Genomic DNA, 14,314 nt, shown 5'->3' on the forward strand with positions numbered 1-14,314 from the left:
ACGAGGTCGAAGTGGTGGCTGGCCTTGTGGACCAGCAGACCGCCGGAGTGCTCCTTCTCGCGGTGCCAGCGGCGGAAGTAGTCGGCGCCGTGCTTGGTGTCGAGCATCCATGAGAAGTCGATCGACGTCACCTCGCCGATCGTGCCGTCCTGGAGCACCTGGCGCAGCGCCGAGTTGCGGGGCGAGTAGCGGTAGTTGAACGTGATGACGACCTCGCGTCCGGTGCGGTCGATCGCGTCCTCGATGGCCGCGGCGCTCGGCCCGTCGATGGTGAGTGGCTTCTCGACGACGACGTCTGCGCCGGCGTCGAGCGATCGCACGATCAGCGGCGCGTGCAGGTCGTCGCGCGCGCAGATCACGACGCGGTCGACCTGCTGGTCGCGGATCATCGCCTCGAGCTCGTCGGGGCCGTACACGGCGGGCGCAGGGCGACCGGCTTCGACGACGCGGTCGACGTAGTACTGCGCCCGCACCGGGTTCGGCTCGCAGATCGCCACCAGCGCGGCGTCGTCGGCGTAGCGGCCGGTGATCGCGTCGACGTACATCTGGGCGCGGTGTCCTGCACCGACGAGGGCATACCGGCGGCGGCTCATCTCACTCCTTCAGGAAACGTTTTCTCACGCTACCACGAGAAGCTGGAAAGCGGTTGCTGAGAATGTCAGGATGCGGGGCCGGACGTGCCCCGGACGGTGAGCTCGGGGACGAGGGTGAGCGGATGCCCCGGCTCGGCGCCGTCCAGCAGCTCCCGCATGCGCGCCCACGCCTGGGCGCCGAGCTCGGCGGCGGGCACCGCGGCCGTGGTCAGCGGCGGCGTCGTGTAGCGGGCGAACGGGATGTCGTCGAAGCCGACGATGGACAGGTCGGCCGGGATGCGGCATCCGCTCTCCTGCACCGCGCTGAGCAGGCCCATCGCGACGAGGTCGTTGAACGCGAGCGCGGCCGTCGCGCCTGAGGCTCGCACCGCCGGGGCAGCGGCGGCTCCCGCTTCGAAGTCGACGCCGCACGGGATCTCGTCGATCTCGGTATCGGGGTGTGCCGACACGAAGGAGTCGATCGCGGCGAGCCGCGCCGCGTTCGCGACGCTGCCGGGGGCGCCGGCCAGGTACACGATGCGCCGATGGCCGAGCCCGTGGAGGTGATCGAGCTCGGCGGTCAGCGCAATGCGGTAGTCCGCCCGCACCGACGGCACGTCCCCCGCGGTGCGGTTGATCAGCACGACCGGACGCAGGCCGCCGACCAGGCGGTCGAGCTCGTCCTGCGGCAGACGGGGAGCGCACAGGATCACGCCGTCGGTGCGGCGGCGGGTCGTGCTCGCGAGCACGCGCTCCTCGTCGACGGACTCGGCCGAGTCGGCCACGAGCACGTGGTAGTCGTCGGCGGCCGCCGCACGGCTCAGTCCGCGGAGGATCCCCTGGAAGGTGGGATTGCCGAGATCCGGCACGATCACCGCCACCGTCTGGGTGCGGCCGAGCACCAGGCTGCGCGCGACGGGGCTCGCGGTGTAGTCGAGGGCGGTGGCGGCATCCTTCACCCGCTCCGCCAGCGCCGGGTCCACCGTGGGGTTGCCGTTCAGCGCGCGTGACACGGTCGAGAGCGACACCCCCGCCCGGGCGGCGACGTCGGCGATGGTGACGCGCGCCGCGCCGTCGTTGCGACGAGTCATGCCTCTCCCTCCGGTCGGCTCAGCCTAGCCGGGGCGGCAAACGCTTCCTGGCCGGGCGCCGGGCCGCGAGCGGCGGTGCGCGGCCGAGTCAGGCGTGCGGTGGGGTCGAGCCGCGCACGACGACCTCGAGGGGCAGCGGCGGGGCGGTGTCGTCCCACTCCGCGTCGGTCGCGGCGCGCAGCGCGCGGTAGCCGAGCTCCTCCAACGGCACGTGCACCGTCGTGAGGCCGGGGCGCACGTCGCGGCCGGTGGCGATGTCGTCGAAGCCGGCGACGGCGAGGTCGGCGCCGACCTGTCGCCCGGCATCCCGGATCGCCGACATGATGCCGATCGCGACGACGTCGCTGATGCCGAAGATCAGCGTGCCCTCGGGCAGCCCGTCGGCGAGGAGCTGCTGCGCGGTCTCGTAGCCGGCGTCGCGGGTGAAGCCGGCGCGGCGCACATCGCGCACCGTTCCACCGCCCGCGCCGAAGCCTTCGGTGAAGCCCGCGACGCGGTCGTCGGAGGTGCGGATGCCCTCGGATGCCGCGACCACGACCGCCTCGCGGTATCCGAGCCGGGCGAGCTCGGCGCCGAGCGCGACCGCGCCGCCGCGGTTGTCGAGGCCGACGCTGCGCGCCGAGCCGCCGCCGCGGCCGACGACGGCGACGCGTCCGCCCATGCCGGTGAAGGCCTCGAGCTCGTCGGCGAGGCCGACCGCGTCGGTGCCCTCGGTGCGGGATGCCGCCAGGATGAGCCCGCGCGGCCGCTGACCGCGCAGGGCCCTCACCAGCCGCACCTCGCGCTGCGGGTCGCGCTCGGTGATCGCGATGGTGACGACGAGGCCGGCCTCGTCGGCGCCGCGGGCGACGCCCGACGCGAGCTGCCCGAAGTAGGGGTCGGCGATGTCGGCGACCAGCAGCGCGACGATCGCCGCGGTGCCGCGCGCGGTGGCCTGGGCCGAGAGGTTCGCGGTGTATCCGAGCTGCTCGGCGGCGGCCTCGACCCGCTCCCGGTAGCTCTCGGCGACCTTGCGGGTGGAGCCGTTCAGCACGCGTGACGCGGTCGCGAGCGACACGCCTGCCTCGCGTGCGACGTCGTGCAGGGTGGCAGCGCCTCGGGAAGGCGCGGATGACTCGCTCACAGGGCCGATTCTAGAGCCTGTGTCCGGTTCGCTCGGTAGATCGGGAAGCGATTTCCGGATACCTCCAAGAGCCGGTCAGGCTCGGCGAAGGCGCACCGTGCCCGCGTCCCGGCACGACGAAGCGCCCGCGGGGGCCAAGAACCCCGCGGGCGCTCCGAGACTCGGCGGCGTCAGCTGCCGACGCGCGCGCGCAGATGCGGCGAGACGGATGCCGCGAACCCGGCGGCCGTGCGCTCCACGACGGCGCGGGGGTCGGTGTCCCAGATCTCCTGGTTGAAGATCTCGACCTCGATGTCGCGGTCGTAACCGGTCGCCTCGACGGCGGCCGTCAGGGACGCGAGGTCGATCACGCCGTCGCCGGGGTAGTGGCGGCTCAGCAGCACGTCCGCGGCGAGCGGCGTCTTCCAGTCGCACACCTGGTACGTGGCGATGCGGCCCTCGCGGCCGGCGCGCGCGATCGAGGCGAGCACGTCCGGATCCCACCAGATGTGGAACGTGTCGATGGTGGCGCCGACCACGGCGGGGTCGAAGTCCGCGGCGATGTCGAGCGCCTGTCCGAGCGTCGAGACCACGCACCGATCCGACGCGTACATCGGGTGCAGCGGCTCGATGGCGAGCGTCACCCCGGCGGCTGCGGCATCCGGAACCAGTTCCCCGATCGCATCGCGCACCCGCTCGCGCGCACCGACGAGGTCGCGCGAGCCGTCGGGCAGGCCGCCCGCGACCAGCACGAGGATCGCGGTGGACCCGGGGGCGCCGGCGGCGGCGAGGGTTGCGGCTTCTTCGATGGCCACGCGGTTGTCGTCGATCGACGCACGGCGTGCGGGTCCCTCGGGCATCGTGAAGAAACCGGACCGGCAGTGCGTGGTGAACCGCAGTCCCGAGTCGGCCAGCATCGCGGCGGCCGTCGGGAGGCCGACCTCGTGGACCGGCTCGCGCCACAGCCCGATCGCCTGCACTCCGGCCTCGGCCGTGACGCGCAGCGCGGTCGCGAGGTCGGCGTACTTGACGGTCGCCTGGTTGATGGACAGGCGCGGGTCGACGATCCCGTCGAACGAGCCCGTCATGCGAGCACCCCCGGCACCTCGATGCCGTTGTGGCGCAGCATCCCGTGCCAGCGGATCGCGGCGAGCTCCGGCTGCTCCAGGGCGAGCGACGCGTTCGCGAGCTCGACGATGCGCGACAGGTGGGGGAGGCTGCGCGCCGAGTGCAGTCCGCCGACCATCTGGAACGCGGGCTGATGGCCGTTGAGCCACGACAGGAACGCGACGCCGGTCTTGTAGTAGAACGTCGGCGCGGCGAACACCTGGCGGCTGAGCTCCTCGGTCGGCCCGAGGATCTCGAGGTACCGCGCCGGGTCGCCCGCGTCGAGCGCCTGGATCGCCGCGGAGGCCACGGGCGTGATCGCCGCGAACGCGCCGAGCAGCGCGTCCGAGTGGTGGCGAGAGGATGCCTCGTCACGCTCGGGCTGGGTCGCCTGAGGCACGTCCGCACCGCCGATGAGTCCGACGTAGTTGAAGTCGTCGCCGGTGAACATGCGCACCGACTCGGGGAGCCTCTCACGCACGGACACCTCGGACGCGGCATCCAGCAGGCTCATCTTCACGCCCGCGATCTTGTCGACGTTCTCTTCGATGATGTCGAGGAGGATGCCGGACGCCTCGCGCCAGTCGGTGGACCCGAAGTAGCCCTCGAGCACCGGATCGAACGCGGTGCCGAGCCAGTGCAGCACGACCGGCGTGGTCGCCGACTGCAGGACTTCGCGATACACCCGCCGGTAGTCCTCGGCCGATTCGGCGACCCGTGCGAGGTGGCGCGAGGCCATCAGCACGGGTCCGGCGCCCTGCTCCTCGGTGAAGTGCAGCTGCTCCCTGTACGCGTCGACGACCTGCGACAGCGAGATGCGCTCCTCGTCGACGTGGTCGGTGTTGACTCCCACCACGACCGAGCCGCCCTCTTCACGGGCGACCTGCGCCGACCGTGCGATGAGGTCGCGGGTCGCGGCGGCATCGAGGCCCATGTTGCGCTGCGCGGTGTCCATGGCGTCCGCGACGCCCAGGCCCCACGAGTACACGGAGCGGCGGAAGTCGAGCGTCGCGTCCCAGTCGACCTCGGCCGGCCGGCCGGGTGTGTTGTCGGCCCACGTCTGGGGCACCACGTGCGCGGCGGCGTACGCCACGCGCGAGCGCAGCGGCCCGTCCGGGCGCGTGTAGCCGGGGGCGTCGTTCAGCTCGGCGACGGAGAGCCCGCCGTCGGGCGAGAGCAGGGTGAGGTGCGGCATCCGGTTCACTCCAGGGTGAGCGCGGGCAGCTCGACCTTGCGGCCCTCTCGGCTCGACTGCAGACCGGCCTCGGCCAGCAGCACCCCGCGCGCGCCCGAGAGCAGGTCGAAGGCGTACGGGGTGTCGAGCACGTACGACTCGAGGAACTCCTCCCACTGCTGACGGAACCCGTTCTGGAACACGTCGTTGGTGGGCACCTCGGCCCAGTCGGCGTCGTAGTCGTGGTCGTCGGCGAGGTCGGGGTTCCACACCGGCTTGGGGGTGGCGTTGCGGTGCTGGATCTTCGCGCCGAACAGGCCCACGACGGCAGAGCCGTGCGTGCCGTCGACGTGGAACTCGACGAGCTCGTCGCGGTTCACGCGCACCGTCCACGACGAGTTGATCTGCGCGACGATGTCGCCCTCGAGCTCGAAGATGCCGTACGCGGCGTCTTCGGCGGTCGCGGTGTAGTGCTCGCCCTTCTCGTCCCAGCGGTCCTGGATGTGAACGGCGGCCTGCGCGTAGACGGTCCTCACGTCGCCGAACAGGTTCTCGAGCACATAGTTCCAGTGCGGGAACATGTCGACGATGATGCCGCCGCCGTCTTCGGCGCGGTAGTTCCACGACGGGCGCTGCGCGGGCTGCCAGTCGCCCTCGAACACCCAGTAGCCGAACTCGCCGCGCACCGACAGGATGCGGCCGAAGAAGCCCGAGTCGATGAGGCGCTTGAGCTTCTGCAGGCCGGGCAGGTAGAGCTTGTCGTGCACGACGCCGGTCTTGACACCGGCATCCTCTGCCAGCTTCGCGAGCTCGAGCGCCTCGGCGACCGTCTCTGCGGTGGGCTTCTCGGTGTAGATCGTCTTGCCAGCGGCGATGGCCTTGCGCAGCGCTGAGGCGCGGGCCTTGGTGACGAGGAAGTCGGCGTAGATCTCCCAGCGCGGGTCGGCGAGGGCGGCGTCGAGGTCGGTCGTGTAGTCCTCGATGCCGTGCTTGGCGGCGAGCTCGGCGAGCTTGGCCTCGCTGCGGCCGACGAGCAGCGGCTTGACGGTCACGCGCGTGCCGTCCGACAGCTCGATGCCGCCCTGCTCGCGGATCGCGAGGATCGAGCGCACGAGGTGCTGGCGGTAGCCCATGCGGCCCGAGACGCCGTTCATGATGATGCCGATCTCACGCACCTGGGGGAGTGCCTCGGCGCCCGCGGGGGCGAGGGTCGTGTCGGTCACGGTGTCCTGCTTTCTGCTCTGAATGCTCGTGTGGTCGCCCGGGGCCTCGCCCAGCGGGTAAACGCTTTCCGATAGTCTGACACGAGAGAGGATGCCGCGCAAGCGCTTTCCCGTGCGGCCCGCCGTCGCCTGCTCAGGCGCGGAGCAGCACGCAGCCGTGCGGCTCCAGGGCGAGGCGCACGACGGAGCTGCCGGGAGCCACGCCCCGCGCGGCATCGGACTGCTCGTGCACGGCCTCGACGATCATCGGCGCACCCGACCACACGTCGACGACCTCCGCAGGAGCGGTGCCCAGGCCGAGGGACCGGGTGTCGAACGGCTCCGTCCGCGCCTCGTCGCTCACGTTGAACACGGCGGCCCACCGCTCGCCCTCGCGCCCCTCGGCGGCCCAGATCACGAGCCCCCGCTCTCGCAGCAGTTCGCGGTTGCCGTGCGACGTGCCGAGCACGCGCAGCACGTCGTCGTTCGTGAACAGCGCGATCGTCTCGGGCGCGGTCGTGGGCAGGTCGCCGCCGATCATGAGCGGCGACCGCGCCATGACCCACAGGGTCACCAGCGACCGTCGCTCGGGCAGAGTGAGGGCGCCCTCGCGCGGTTCGCCGCGCTCGGCACGGATGCCGATGCGCCCGAGCGGCAGCATGTCGCCGTCGGGCCAGCCGGCCGGTCCCGCGAACGGCGCCCAGCGCGCGAGGCGCGCGAAGCTCGGCTCGATGTGGTCCCACTGGTCCCACACGTCGTCGCACACCCGCCACATGGTCGCGTGCTCGCGCAGGTGGTCCAGGTGCGCGGCGGAGAGGTCGCGCCCGGGCGACAGCGAGAGGGCGATCTCGCGGTCCGCGCCCTGCACCGCACGCGAGTACGCCTCGATCTCGGCCGCCTGATAGGGCCACAGCATGTCGTCGGCCTTGAGGAAGTCGAGGCCCCACTGGGCGTACTGCGCGACGCACGAGTCGTAGTAGGCCTGCGCGGCCGGGTCGCTGTGGTCGAGGCCCAGGTAGTGCGGGTTCCATTCGCACACGTTCGCGGGGTCGGCGATGGCCGCCGCGGTCGTCGAGGTGCCGAGCACGGGCGTGTCGGCGCGGACGGCGACGCGGGGGATGCCGCGCATCACGTGCACGCCGAGCTTCAGGCCGAGCCCGTGCAGGCGCTCGGCCAGCGGTCCGAAGCCCGCGCCGCCGGCGGAGCTCGGGAACCGCACCGGATCGGGCTGCAGGCGCCCGTACTCGTCGATGAGCAGCGGTGCGGACTCGTTGTACCCGTGCGCGCGGGCGGTGGGGTCGGCCCAGTCGATGTCGATGACGACCGTGTCCCACCCGTGGGGGAGCAGGTGCTCCGCCATGAAGGCGGCGTTGGCGAGCACCTCGTCCTCGGTGACGGTGGTGCCGTAGCAGTCCCAGCTGTTCCAGCCCATGGGCGGGGTGGGGGTCTTGCGCAGGGTCATCCGGGGGTCTCCTTCTCGGTCCACAGGGCGCGCTGGTCGATGGTCACGGCGTCGAGCGCGCACAGGGCGGTGTGCGCGGCCGCGAGGCGTTCGGCGGCGTCGGCGGGCAGATGCACACCGCTGTCGGTGCGCAGCGGCAGCAGGCGCACCTCGACGCGCGAGTCGGGGCGGACGCCGGCGTCGTGCAGGTTCGCGACGAACTCGGACCCGTCCCAGAAGCGGTCGGTCACCGTCTCGCCGTCCACCCGCAGCTGCAGGACGTCGCCCGCCCAGCGCACGCGGAGCACGGCGTCGTCGGTGGCCTCGGGCACGTCGAGCGCGTACACCGCCGCGTGCGCGTGCAGCACGTCGTCGCGCGGTGCCGCCTGTCGGCCGTCGCGGCTGCCGTGCTCGGCGGGCGGCGGTGTGGCCTCACGCACGGTGACGAACGGAACGGATGCCGTCACCCCGGCGCCGTCCGTGCGCCCGATGTCGAGCGCACGCCAGCCGCCGTCGACGTACTCCCGCACGTCGGGCCGCGGGGACGCCGAGCGCACGGACAGCAGGCCGGCGGCATCCGATGTCACCTCGTCGTGCGAGATGAGCAGGCGGCGCACGTCGGACTCGACGACCCAGGAGTGAGCGGCATCGGCCGCGGAAAGCACCAGCACGTCGAGCGCGTCCGCGACGCGCAGCGCCTCTCCACCGGGCTCGACGCGGTGCACGACGCCGTCGTGCACGACCTCGACCGGGATGCCGGCATCCTCCGTCAGCACCAGCGTCGGCACCGCGCCGGGCAGGACGGTGAGGGCCGAAGCGGTCGCCCAGTCGATCGCCGCTCCGCCGATGTCGAGGCCGAGCGGCCACCGGGCCAGCGTGCCGGGCGGGATGTCGACCGGCTCGCTCGGCAGCACGACGGGTCCGCGCCGCGTCTGGATCCGCAGCTGCGCGCCGCGGTGGACGGGAAGCGGCTCGTGCGGCTGATGCCAGCCGATGAAGACGAAGCCCGCGCCCCGATCGTCGGCGCGCACGGCCCAGCGCAGGGTCTCGGAGTCGGTGACCCCTGCCGGCCGCACGGCCGGCAGGTACGACGGAGCCGGCGCGAGCCGGTCGCCGAACGCGGCGATGAAGGCGTGCTGCCGCCGCAGTGCGGCGTGGCTCGGGGCAGCTCTTCCCGCCTCGCCGATCGGCGCGTGGAAGTCGTAGCCGAGCGGTGTCATGTCGTTCGGGTACCCGGTCGCCTGCGTCTCTTCGAGACCGGCGCCTGGGTTCGTGCCACCCGCATACATGTAGTACCCCTGCCACGCCGAGCCACTGCCGAGCTTGGCGTGCGCGACGGCTGCGATGTCGAGCGCGTCCGGACGGGGTCGCCGATGATACGCGGTCGCCATGCCCCCGCCGAGCTCGCACGTCGCAGCCGGGAACCAGGGCGACAGGGCCGCGGCATGCGGGTGCGCGTCGGGCGATCCGGTCGGCGCGGGCGCTGCAGCATCCGCCTCCCGCACGTCGGCGCCGATGCCGGGGTCGTCCCACGTGTCTGAGAAGAAGAAGTGCGCGCGGAACGTCGGGTCCCACGGCCGGCCGGGGTCGACCCAGAACCCGTCGCCGTACCCGCCCCACAGGGGGAGCACCTCGGGGTCGGGCAGCTGCGCCCCGCCCCACGCGGTCGCCGTCCACAGAGGCGCCGCGAGACCGGCCTCTCGCGCGAGCGACTTGAGCGTGCGCAGGTGCCCTGGCTGGTCGTACAGCTCGTTCTCCAGCTGGATGCCGAGCAGCGCGTGCGGCGTGCCGCGTGAGCCGAGCGCACCGGCGACGCGGGCGAACCACTCCCGCACGAGCGCGAGGTACGCCGGGTCGTCGGTGCGATGGGCGACCGGCGCCTGCTGCACCCAATCGGGGAACCCGCCGTTGCGCATCTCGCCGTGCACCCACGGCCCGATCCGCAGCACGACCTCCAGCCCTTCGGCGCGCGCCGCGTCGACGAACGCGCCCACGTCGTAGCGCCCGTCGAAGCGCACCATGCCGCGCACCGGTTCGTGATGCAGCCACGGCACGTACGTCGAGACGACCGTGATCCCGCCGGCCCGCATGAGCCTCAGCCGGTCGGTCCAGCGCTCACGCGGCACACGCGTGTAGTGCAGCTCGCCCGAGACGGGCAGCCACGGCCGGCCCTCGCGGACGAGGCAGCGGCTGGTGAGCGAGAGCCCGGGCCGGGCGTCCTCGTCGTTCGCCATCCGCGGCCTGCGCGCGTCGGGCGCGACCGCCGTGGCGTCGAGGTGCAGCATGCGCAGCTCAGGCGAGCCGGATCGCGGCCCACGAGACCGCGGGCAGTTCGATGGTGAGCGTCTTGCCGTCGACGGCGGCGTCGGCGGAGCGCACTCCCACGCGGTTCTGGTCGGCCAGGGTGTTCGCCGCGTACAGGTCCTCGTCGTGCAGCAGATGCGTCTCGGCGATCGCGAGTTCACGGCCGAGGTCCCGCACGAGGGGAGCCAGGTCGACACGCAGGGTGGCCGCATCCGTCGTCGAGCGGTTCACGACGAACAGCGAGACCCCGTCGTCGTCGATCGTCGCGACGGCGTTGACGTTCGCGACCTCGCCCAGCTTCTCCGAGACGAACGAGCCCGACGACACCGGCACCCGGATCGCGCGGCCGTGCGCGAGGCGCGAGGTGATCGAGAACGGGAAGAACGTCGTCTGGCGCCAGGCGGGGCCGCCCGGCTCGGTCATGATCGGTGCGATCACGTTGACCAGCTGCGCGAGCGAGGCCGAGCGCACCCGGTCCGTGTGCTGCAGCAGCGTGATCAGCAGATCGCCGAAGACGACGGCATCTAGCGCGTTGTACTGGTCCTCGAGCAGCCGCGGTGCCACCGGCCAGGCGCCGCCCTTGAACTCGTGCCCGGACTCGCTGCCGTCCTCGCGGTGCAGGTACCAGACGTTCCATTCGTCGAACGAGATCATGATGCGCTTGTCGCTCTTCTTCGTCGCGGCGACGGCGTCGGCGATCGCGACCACCGACTCGATGAAGCGCGCCATGTCGACGCCCGACGCGAGGAACTCCTGCGCGTTGCCGTCGTGCTCCTGGTAGTAGGAGTGGCACGAGATGAAGTCGACGTCGTCGAAGGTGTGCTCGAGCACCTGCCGCTCCCACGATCCGAAGGTCGGCATGCCGCGGCCGGACGACCCGCAGACCACGAGCTCGACGCCCGGATCGACCATGCGCATCGCCTTCGCGGTGCGCATCGCGAGCTTGCCGTAGTCGTCGGCGTTGCGGTGGCCGACCTGCCACGGGCCGTCCATCTCGTTGCCGAGGCACCACATCTTCACGCCGAACGGCGTCTCCCGCCCGTTCGCGGCGCGCTGCGCCGTCCAGGCGGTGGGCGCGTCGACGTTGGCGTACTCGAGCAGGTCGAGCGCCTCCTGTGTGCCGCGCGTGCCGAGGTTGACGGCGAGCATGAGGTCGCTGCCGACGCGGTCGAGCCAGGCCTGGAACTCGTGCAGCCCCACCTCGTTGGTCTCGGTCGAGTGCCACGCGAGGTCGAGCCGGCGCGGGCGGTCGGCCTTCGGGCCGATGCCGTCCTCCCACCGGTAGCCCGACACGAAGTTGCCGCCGGGGTAGCGGATGGTGCTGACGCCGAGCTCTCTGACCAGCTCGACGACGTCGGTGCGGAAGCCCTCCTCGTCGGCCGACGGGTGCCCGGGTTCGAAGATGCCGTCGTAGATGTGGCGACCGAGGTGCTCCACGAAGCCGCCGAACAGGCGGCGGTCGATGTCGGCGATCTCGTGGTGCGGATCGAGGCGGGCGGTGGTGTCGGTCATGACGGCTCCAGATGAGGAACATGGATGCCGCCGCACGGGGCCGTGCGGCGGCATCCTTCGGAATCGTGCCGGGGTGCGAGGGCCCCGGCGGGCTCAGCCGAGGACCGTGTCGGCCTCGGAGAAGAACTGGTCCACAGCATCATCGACGCTGATCGCCCCGAGGCCCAGCTCTTTGCCGAGGTCCCAGAACTTCTGCTCGAGCGAGCCGTAGCCGGCGACGGGAACGGGCGGGGCGTCGCCGATGCGGTCCGCCTGCGCGTCGATGTAGTCGGCGACCTGCTTGTCGACGCCCTCGAGCGTGGTGCCCGCGAGCTTAGACGACGAGGCCGGGTAGCCCAGCGTGGTGCCGAAGATCTCGCCCGCCTCTGCGCTGTTGACGACGAAGTCGAGGAAGAGCGCGGCCGCCTCGGGGTGCTCGGTCTTGGCCGAGATCGCGACCTGCAGACCCGCCTGGCGGTAGAGGTCCTTGGCGCCCTTCTTGGCGATCGGCGGCGCGATCATCGAGATCGACGAGGCGCCCGAGTCGGCGAGGTAGCCGCCGAGGAAGTTGCTCCAGCTCATCTCGCTCGCCGTCGCGCCCGCGCCGAAGCCGGACTTGGGCGAGAGCTCCTCGAGCTTCTGCTGGGGGATGACGACCCCGTCGCGGATCGCGTCGCCCGAGTGCCAGAAGTCGCTCAGCTCGTCCTTGGTGAAGCCGAGCTCGCCGTCGTCGGTGTACAGGTTCTCGCCCTTGGCGCGCAGGACGAGCTCGAAGCTCTGGATGCGCTGCGTGTAGTCGGTGCCGCCGTAGGGGTTGCCGCCGGTCGCGTCGGTGACCGAGGCCATCCAGTCGTCGAAGTCCTCGGCGCTCGTGCCGCCCTCGGGCGCCTCGATGCCGGCCGCGGCGAGCAGGTCGTCGTTGACGAAGTTCGCCCACAGGCTGTAGCCGGTCGGCAGCGAGTACTGCACGCCGTCGAGCGCGCCGGTGCCCAGCAGCGAGTCCTCGAACGTCGTGGTGTCGATGTAGTCCGACACGGTGTCGAGGTCGAGCAGGTTGTTCGACTGCGCGTACTGGCGCAGGTAGCTGTCGGAGAACTGGAACACGTCGGGCAGGTTGCCGCCGGCGGCCTCGGTCTGGCGCTTCTCCCAGAAGCTGGGGTAGTCGCTGAACGACGGGTTGACCGTGATATTCGGGTACTCCTCGTTGAACGCGGCGATGAGGTCGTTGTAGCGGGAGGCGCGGTCGTCGTTGCCCCAGAAGGCGAAGTCGATCGTCACCTTCTCGTCGGGGTCGAACGTCTTGGCGGGGTCGGCGGAGCCGCCGGCCGAGCCGGCGCAGCCCGCCAGGACGAGGGCGGCGCTCGCGGTCAGCGCGCCGGCGGCGAGCAGGGTGCGGGGTGTGGTCATGAGGTTCTCCGGTCTGGATTGCGGGCGGGTTCAGGAAAGGACGGCGGCGGTGGCGGTCTCGGGGAGCGGGGCGGACGCGGAGCGTTCGGGAGAGATCACGAACGCGACGCCCTGCGGCACGAGCACGACGGCCGCCGTGGCGGCGCCGGTCTCGGCATCCACTCCGTCGATCGCCGCCTCGACAGGCGCGTCGCCGTGGTTGATGAGCGTGACGAGGTCGCCGCGGCGCGCCGCCTCGACGCCGGCGGGCAGTCCCTCGACCACGGGTCGGACCCCGGATGCCGCCACCACCGTGTCGACGACGGCGCCGAGGCCAGCGCCGACGGGCTGCGTGGCGGTGTACCAGGCCTCGCCCGCACCGAACGCGTGCCGGGTCAGGGCGGCCGAGCCGGACGCCGGGCCCGAGGCGAAGCGGGCGACGACAGTGGCAGTCGTCGGGTGGACGGACTCGGCGACGAGACCGCCCCGGTGGACGACGCCGTCGAGCGAGAACTGGACGGTTCCGGATGCCGCGGCCGCACGCGCGGCCTGCACGGCGTCGCCGCTCAGCGCGCCGACGCCGCTGCCCCCGGCCGACGGGCCGGCCAGTGCGCCGAAGTCCTCGAACCGCAGGCCCAGCACGGGCGCGAGCTGGGTGACGAAACCGCCGTCGCGGAACTGGTCGTGGCGGTCGACGATGTCGGTGAAGGGGCCGGCGAGGAGGGTGCCGCCGCCCTGCACGAAGCGGGTGAGCGCGGCAGCGCCTTCGTCGCGCAGCAGGTACAGCGCGGGCGCCACCACGAGCTCGTACCCGTGCTCAGCTTCCTCGGGGGCGATGATGTCGACCTGGATGCCCCGCTCGTGGAATGCGCCGTACCACTCGAGCACGAGCGCGAGGTAGTCGATCTCGGTCGGGTGGTCGCGCTCTTCGACGGCCCACCAGTTCTCCCAGTCGAAGACCAGCCCCACGTGCGCGTCGCGTCCGGGCGCGGGCAGCTCGGGGAGGGCAGCCAGGCGCGCTCCGAGCTCGGTCACCGCGTCCCACGTGCGGGTCTCGGTGCCGGCGTGGGGCAGCATCGCGGAGTGGAACTTCTCGCTGCCGGCCCGTGACTGCCGCCACTGGAAGAACATGATGCCGTCCGCCCCGCGTGCGACCGACTGCGCGGTCTCGGCCATCAGGGCGCCCGGCTGCTTGCCCGGGTTGGCCGGCCGCCAGTTGACCGCATCGGTGGCCTGCTCCCACAGCAGCCACGGCACGCCCGGCTTGAGCGAGCGGATCAGGTCGCGCTGGAAGGCGGCATCCCTCACCCGGTTCGGGTTCGCCGGGTCCGGGTAGCAGTCGTCGGCGATGACATCCATGTGCGGCGCCCACCGGCGGTAGTCCGCCGGCTTGAACGGTCCCATGAAGTTCGTGGTGATGGGCTGCGTCGCGCCCGCCTCGAGC

11 protein-coding genes are annotated in these 14,314 nt (G+C 72.2%); all 11 read right to left on the minus strand.

The features are described 5' to 3' along the window. Window positions 1-593: Gfo/Idh/MocA family protein (locus ACTHNQ_RS10100; protein WP_440333250.1), on the minus strand; the 593-nt coding region annotated here is incomplete at its 3' end. A 65-nt stretch (window positions 594-658) separates the two neighbouring features. Further along, window positions 659-1,663, minus strand: coding sequence for a LacI family DNA-binding transcriptional regulator (locus ACTHNQ_RS10105; RefSeq protein WP_440333251.1), 1,005 nt, complete (start codon window positions 1,661-1,663; stop codon window positions 659-661). A gap of 88 nt (window positions 1,664-1,751) precedes the next feature. Continuing rightward, window positions 1,752-2,786 carry a LacI family DNA-binding transcriptional regulator gene (locus ACTHNQ_RS10110; protein ID WP_440333252.1) on the minus strand — a complete coding sequence of 345 codons (1,035 nt, stop codon included), beginning with the start codon at window positions 2,784-2,786 and terminating at the stop codon, window positions 1,752-1,754. Between the two features lie 170 nt (window positions 2,787-2,956). Continuing rightward, window positions 2,957-3,853, minus strand: a complete 897-nt coding sequence (locus ACTHNQ_RS10115; RefSeq protein WP_440333253.1) for a sugar phosphate isomerase/epimerase family protein — start codon at window positions 3,851-3,853, stop codon at window positions 2,957-2,959. Then, the gene (locus tag ACTHNQ_RS10120; RefSeq protein ID WP_440333254.1) at window positions 3,850-5,067 is read right to left on the minus strand and encodes a dihydrodipicolinate synthase family protein; all 1,218 of its coding nucleotides are present in this window, start codon (window positions 5,065-5,067) and stop codon (window positions 3,850-3,852) included. The genes ACTHNQ_RS10115 and ACTHNQ_RS10120 overlap by 4 nt, the downstream gene beginning before the upstream one ends. Before the next feature lie 5 nt (window positions 5,068-5,072). Beyond that, window positions 5,073-6,269, minus strand: a complete 1,197-nt coding sequence (locus tag ACTHNQ_RS10125; protein ID WP_440333255.1) for a Gfo/Idh/MocA family protein — start codon at window positions 6,267-6,269, stop codon at window positions 5,073-5,075. 133 nt (window positions 6,270-6,402) lie between these two features. After that, a complete protein-coding gene (locus tag ACTHNQ_RS10130; RefSeq protein WP_440333256.1) occupies window positions 6,403-7,710 on the minus strand; it encodes a glycoside hydrolase family 27 protein in 1,308 nt (435 codons plus the stop codon). Continuing rightward, on the minus strand, window positions 7,707-9,974 hold the full coding sequence (locus ACTHNQ_RS10135) for a beta-galactosidase (RefSeq protein WP_440333257.1): 2,268 nt from the start codon (window positions 9,972-9,974) through the stop codon (window positions 7,707-7,709). The genes ACTHNQ_RS10130 and ACTHNQ_RS10135 overlap by 4 nt, the downstream gene beginning before the upstream one ends. A gap of 7 nt (window positions 9,975-9,981) precedes the next feature. Then, window positions 9,982-11,505, minus strand: a complete 1,524-nt coding sequence (gene arfA / locus ACTHNQ_RS10140) for an arabinosylfuranosidase ArfA (RefSeq protein ID WP_440333258.1) — start codon at window positions 11,503-11,505, stop codon at window positions 9,982-9,984. A 93-nt stretch (window positions 11,506-11,598) separates the two neighbouring features. Then, window positions 11,599-12,891 (minus strand): extracellular solute-binding protein, encoded by a 1,293-nt coding sequence (locus ACTHNQ_RS10145; protein ID WP_440333259.1) that lies wholly within the window; start codon window positions 12,889-12,891, stop codon window positions 11,599-11,601. Window positions 12,892-12,921: 30 nt separating this feature from the next. Then, the coding region (locus ACTHNQ_RS10150; protein ID WP_440333260.1) for a beta-galactosidase at window positions 12,922-14,314 on the minus strand (1,393 nt) is incomplete at its 5' end.

Source organism: Microbacterium sp. (assembly GCF_051953575.1).
Lineage (GTDB): Bacteria > Actinomycetota > Actinomycetes > Actinomycetales > Microbacteriaceae > Microbacterium.

Coding starts and splice junctions, on each gene's coding strand:
- ACTHNQ_RS10105 (WP_440333251.1), bottom strand. CDS start 1,663: ATGACTCGTCGCAACGACGGCGCGGCGCGCGTCACCATCGCCGACGTC.
- ACTHNQ_RS10115 (WP_440333253.1), bottom strand. CDS start 3,853: ATGACGGGCTCGTTCGACGGGATCGTCGACCCGCGCCTGTCCATCAAC.
- ACTHNQ_RS10120 (WP_440333254.1), bottom strand. CDS start 5,067: ATGCCGCACCTCACCCTGCTCTCGCCCGACGGCGGGCTCTCCGTCGCC.
- ACTHNQ_RS10130 (WP_440333256.1), bottom strand. CDS start 7,710: ATGACCCTGCGCAAGACCCCCACCCCGCCCATGGGCTGGAACAGCTGG.
- ACTHNQ_RS10135 (WP_440333257.1), bottom strand. CDS start 9,974: ATGCTGCACCTCGACGCCACGGCGGTCGCGCCCGACGCGCGCAGGCCG.
- arfA (WP_440333258.1), bottom strand. CDS start 11,505: ATGACCGACACCACCGCCCGCCTCGATCCGCACCACGAGATCGCCGAC.
- ACTHNQ_RS10145 (WP_440333259.1), bottom strand. CDS start 12,891: ATGACCACACCCCGCACCCTGCTCGCCGCCGGCGCGCTGACCGCGAGC.